The 6113-nt window shown below is 29.6% G+C and carries 4 protein-coding genes; all 4 read left to right on the forward strand.

The features are described 5' to 3' along the window. Positions 1–148: 148 nt before the first annotated feature. Positions 149–1066 carry a hypothetical protein gene (locus tag DWB61_RS17345; RefSeq protein ID WP_125032207.1) on the forward strand — a complete coding sequence of 306 codons (918 nt, stop codon included), beginning with the start codon at positions 149–151 and terminating at the stop codon, positions 1064–1066. Positions 1067–1299: 233 nt separating this feature from the next. Further along, entirely contained in the window at positions 1300–3558 is a 2259-nt protein-coding gene (locus DWB61_RS17350) for a hypothetical protein (RefSeq protein WP_125032208.1), read from the forward strand. 165 nt (positions 3559–3723) lie between these two features. Further along, positions 3724–4425, forward strand: a complete 702-nt coding sequence (locus DWB61_RS17355) for a hypothetical protein (protein WP_125032209.1) — start codon at positions 3724–3726, stop codon at positions 4423–4425. 237 nt (positions 4426–4662) lie between these two features. Then, the gene (locus DWB61_RS17360) at positions 4663–5664 is read left to right on the forward strand and encodes a hypothetical protein (RefSeq protein WP_125032210.1); all 1002 of its coding nucleotides are present in this window, start codon (positions 4663–4665) and stop codon (positions 5662–5664) included. Positions 5665–6113 lie beyond the last annotated feature (449 nt).

A 6113-nucleotide genomic window follows, 5' to 3' on the forward strand; every position in this document is an offset into this window, starting at 1 on the left:
TAGGGAGACTTGTTAATAAAAAAAGGCTTTAAAAATAAAAGTACATAACATGCTGTATGTCGGCATTGGCGATATGTACAGGATGAAATTAAAAATCGCCAACGAAGACGACATACAGCTATACGTTATGCATAATATAATAATACTCATGAGACTGACATTACTTTGTACATTATTACTATTCTCTATAAGTGGATTAACACAAACTGTAGTGAGATTTATTAATCCTGAAACTAAGGAACCTGTTTGCGGTATTTATTCTAAAATTTTCAAGAATGAAACAACTTTTGAAAATTGTGGAGGATCCAACAAAGAAGGATTTTCACGGTTAAGAATAAGAAATGTTGATCCAAATGCAAAATATTATTTTAGTTTCAACTACACAAAATATAAACCAATCTGGCATGAAATAGACTTAAATAATAGGGACACATTAATTGTCAAATTAATTAAGGAAGATTATTATTATGACCGATCTGACTCTATCTTTTCAAGTCAAGGTTGTAGTTCTAGATCTTATTTGAACTATTATCCTAGATGTCCTAGAACTCTAGAAGATCTTCCGAAAGATATTGCTAATAAGCTTAAGCAACATTTAATTGAAAGAATTGGCGTAAAGGATTATAATAAGACGAGACTAATTGGAGGTCAAATAATCGATGTTGATTATTTACAAAGTATCAATGAAAAGACTGCTTACTCTCTTTGTTTTTGTTATTCCAACATAGATGCTGGTATTGGTATGTATACTTCAAAAATAAAACTAGATATAGAAGGTAATATTCTGGAAGATATAGGTTTACCTAGGTTTGTTGGTGTCCCAAGCAGCATGGAGTTTGTTCCGTATACAGAAATTCTAAAGAAAGTTAGACAAAACAAAAAATACCAAGATATTAGATTAAAGGCTGAAATGGCTTATGAAGCCAAAGAGAATATCTTAATATGGAAATTTATAAACGAGATATTTGAAGACAATGGAACATATATCAGAAATGAATCAATTTACAATGCACATAACGGTAAGTTTTTAAGAATAGACACACAAAAAGGTGAATGGGTTGAATAATACTATGCATAACAAAAGCTAAATTTCATGGGCGGTGATTAGCAGTTTGAAAACTTAGTTCAATTAAGAAACACCAGCAAGCCACTAAAATTGGTTTGCTTAGAAATATAAACAAATTTACTCGGCTTGCTTTTTTAGCGGTTTGATAAGACAACTGTTTTAATCGCCCACGAAAACTTAGCAAGACCGTTAGCGTTCATGCAAAGAAACATTCTACATAAACATAAGATATTGTGATAAAACACCTTAAATATTGTCTGAAAGAAATTTTAATTGTTAAGAAAATTCTTGAGATTGAAAACTCAAATTTTTATAAGAGAAGTCTTGCTCGGTTTGTTGCAATAAGGACAGATGATTTTATAAAACTTGCTTTCACTATTAATAAAGCTTCTTTAAACCAACAATCAATAAAAAATGATTTAAACACTTTTCAACAGTATTATAAAGAGTATTTTAAAACTCAACGTGATAAATTTGGAGCTCATTTTCAAGAATTAGACTTTGCTTCTCGATTAGAGTTTTGGAGTCAAATTGATTATGAAAAATCTGATTTTTTCTCATCTATTCCAATTGATATCTATTCCAAATATAGTACTCTCTCGGATTATGATAGCCCAGAAATTATATTTAGCGGAATATCTGAAGAGCTAAAAGAAAAAATTAAACAACTTAATTCTGAATTAGATATTGAAAAGTATCCCAATTTTTCTTCTGATATACTTTCTTTAACTAGGTACAATTCTGGTGGATTAATACCTTGTTCAAAATTACAAGTTAAAGCAGGGGTTTTAAAATCACTTGAAATAATACTCGAATATTCAATTGAGCTATACAAGATTTCTAAAGGGAATGAGGATATTTTAGATGTAATAAAAAAAATTCTAATTACTGATTTAATTAGTTATTGTGATAATTTTATTACTCGAACGGATATTACACCGGGAGCTAAACAAGAGGAAGATGGTCTTGATAAATTGCTTGAAGGAACAGAGTTTTTAAAAGCAAAAGAAATAATTGATGAGTTTTTGAATAATTTCAAGTTCGACGAAAAATTGAATAATCTGAGAACTGTTCGAAATAAATCTTGTGGACATATCGATATAAACAACTCAATTACAGCATTAAAAACCGATTTAGATTCGATTAATTTCGATGAAATAGAATCTTTTTACCTTCAAATTAAGAAAACTTATAAAAAGATTTGTAGTGAAGAAATGGTTTTTCAGGCATTTAGTTTAGAACCTAAAGATAGAGCTTATGGAATTCAAAAATTGGTAGGAATACCGGTTAAACCATTCGAAAAAGATTCAATACCAGAAACTGAATTCCTTCCCCCGAATGTTAATGACTTACATAACTACCAAACATATTTTAATCTTCTTGATAGTAAAGAACAACATGAAGAAGCACGTCATTATTTTTGGGAGTGTTTTTCTCGTTCAAACCTTATTGAAAAGATAAATTTCACAACTAAAAATCGTTTTCTGAAAAGTACAAGTTCAATTGATTATAGAGAAGCACACAAATACTTTCATCAGATATTACTTTCAAATACAAATTCTTACCAAGATAAAATTAAAATTTTACAGCTTTTTTTGGAATGCAAAACTAGCTATCCTGATACACTCTTATATATTTTGCTTGAAACATACAATATTAATAAAGAGGTTCACCCATTAAATTTACAATACATTTATTCATTCGGTGAATTATGTTCTAAAGTCAACGATAATATTATTGATATTTTAAAAACTAATCTTATTAAATCAGACTTTTATCTTTACTATAATTCCTTACTGAGTATCTATAAAATAGAAATAAAATCTAGACAAAATTTAACAATAGAAGTTAAATCAGAGGCAAGTGAATTTTCTGACTTAATAAGGAATGAAATAACTAATTCAAATGATTTCTTGAAAATAGTTTTTTCATTAGGATTTTCCAGTGAATTGTATTTTTCAAATGGTTATAGCATTTATAGGAAACCATTAAAATCCTTATATTTAAATTATTTCGATGGAGTATTTAAAACGTCCATTAAGAAATACCTAAATCCAATAATAAAAAATGAGGTTGATAGAAGGAGTTTGAATAAAATTATTAAATTCTTCAACTTGAATCGCTATTCAACTTTATTGGGATTACTAGGAGATTTCTTAAAAAAGAAAAAACATAATAAAGAATCAGAACAGTTTAGAGCGTTGCTATACGAAGGGATTGTAAAATATGCATATAATGACAATAATGAATTACATAATTTTGGTGTTACGTGTTTTGAGATGAAAAATATAGATTTAGCAGTTAGAGTTTCAGAACAGATTGTTGATTCAAATCCATCGGATATAAAATATTATTATTTTTTGCTTTCAATTTATTTGCAAGACAGAAAATATGAGGATAGGTTTTTAAAAATCAAGACGAAAGTACTTAGTGATTTTAAGTTAGATGAGAAAGCTACTAAAAGATTTGAGATTTTAAACTATGAAGAATAATGCACGAAACGCTAACATCTTATATAAAACATTTGGCAGTCAGTGGGTTATCGAGCGTTTTAGCTCGTATCAAAAGTACTTGTAACTTGACAGGAAAGTGCTTCGAAATGCCAAACGTTTCATATATGTAACCGTTGTAGGGCATATTAAAAATAACTAAACTCAATGAGGATAATATTAATATTTTTTCAATTGGCTTCACTTGGGTTATTCAGCCAAGTTGTCAAGGAGTCAAAACTGGTTTATAATAAAGAGATTATTTATTCATATAAAGTTACTCATGTCAGTTGTGAGAAAAATATAAGTGTTAATAATTTGTATTTAGTATGCTATGGAACGCCATGGAGGTTAGATACACTCAATCAAATAAAAGTTAATTGGGCACCTAGCTTGAACGATATATTTAGAAAGACAGCTGGAACAGGTGTAATTGAAAACAAACTGAGAATTTGGATGCATCCTCCAAGGTATAACGAATTTTCTATCTTAGAATATTCTCCTTTCCCTTATGTGAAATTTCCACTCCAAATAGGGCGAGAATGGAATTGGGAATTAGCCTTAGGGAAATATTGGGAAAACAAATCTTTATCTGTGAGAGCTGATGACATAATGAAGTACATATATTTGATTGAAAGTCATGAAAAAGTGAAATTCGAATTTTCTGAAAAAGAAATTGATTGCTATAAAATTACAAGTAAGTCAATCAATGAACGTTTTGATTCAAGTTTAACTTGTTATTTTAATAAGGATTATGGTTTTGTGAATCTTTTTTATAAAAATATTGATAAATCAGAGTTAAGGTTTGAATTAATAGATATCTGTTTCAAGGAAGACATCTTAAATTTAGATTCAATCTTTAAATATTAGTAGAACATACGCCCTACAACAAAAGCTAAATTTCATGGGCGTTGATGCACAGTTCGAGAGTTTAGTAGAATTAAGAAACACCAGCAAGCCACCTAGATTTGGTTTGCAAAAAATATAAACAAATTTATGCGGCTTGCTTCCGCGCGTTTTGAGAGGTTGGTTCTTTTAAATCGCCCACGAAAATTTAGCAAGACCGTTAGGCAACAATTAAAACAAACACTTATTGAAATCTTAAATATGAAAATTATTAAATTACTATTACTAGTCTCAATTCTTGCGAGTTGTACTACTGAAAATACTAGGAATATAGATAGTGTCATTGAATCAACTTTTGAAATGAAAACAATATCAAAAGGGAATAATCACCCTAAAATTGATATTAGTCAGGATAGTCTTTTTATTTTTCTAACGGCTCTTCATTTTGATATTCCAATAAATGAAATTACAAGCAAATTAAATTGGGATAAAGAAGAAACCGATAAAAATATTAAATCATTAATAGAGAATAATTTGCTTGTGAAAAATGAAAACAAGTACACTCCTAATTTAGGGATATTCACAATCGAAAGAGGAAATCGCCTAATTGAGAAAACTAGTACAATTGCAAATGAAATAGCTGATAGTCTTATTGGCAAAATCTCTACGGTAAAAAAAATGCATCATGAAATGTCAGTCTCTAGGAGATATGAATTTCAGGAACTATCATTTTTCTATTTAAGCAATATAATATTAGATATGGCGCAGATTAATAACGTAGAAAAAGAATTTCTAAAGAAAGAGAGGCCTTTAAGGAATGGTGTAAGATATTATTCAGCAATTTTAGAAAAAGATTCAAGTGAAATAACAGAACCCTTTAGACTTTATGGAAATCAAGGACTATGGAGAAGCGACTCTACTTATATTGGTGTATATGGGAATACAAGAACTGAAGCGAACATAGGATGGAATTCATATGAGAACAAAAATGTTCATTATTTTAGCAAAAGTGACTTGGACTTTATTGTTAATAAAATGCCTGAAATATTTCTACCAACCTTATTAAATATTTTAGAACGAAATAAGCCATATTTACTTAGCGTATACAAAACATTAGAATTTGAAAATGAGACTTCATTTGAAGAATTTTTCATTTGGTGGTATCATTTTATCTATTCAGAGACTACAGATATATTAATAAGGAAAGGGCAAATAAGTAAGCCTGAAAGTGGTCTGTTTTATTACGAACTGAAGATGAAGTAATCGTTGCCTAACAAAAGCTAAATTTCATGGGCGGTGATGTGTAGCTTGAAAGCTTAGTTCAATTAACAAACACCAGCAAGCCACCTAGATTTGGTTTGCAAAAAATATAAACAAATATATGCGGCTTGCTTCCGCGCGATTTGAAAGGATTTCTATTTTAATCGCCCACGAAAACTTAGCAAGCCCGTTATGTACAACTAAAATCTTTAAGGAGAGATTAAACCCTCTTTTTTTAGGCTGAGACAAAACGGAGGGGCAAGTTCCTTAAGGAGTAAAAGGACAAGAAAGGCAATGCCAGGCATTGTTCAAGTCTTATGCGGTTCTACCGTGAAAGATCGCTCTTTCAAACGACTGGTATCGTTAACTAAGACTTGGATAAGTTACTGCTTTTTAGAATCAATGTCAAGAGAAGAATGAAATTCGACATTGAAAAACAGTTGCTTACACTT

The sequence above is a fragment of the Ancylomarina euxina genome (genome assembly GCF_003863355.1).
Lineage (GTDB): Bacteria > Bacteroidota > Bacteroidia > Bacteroidales > Marinifilaceae > Ancylomarina > Ancylomarina euxinus.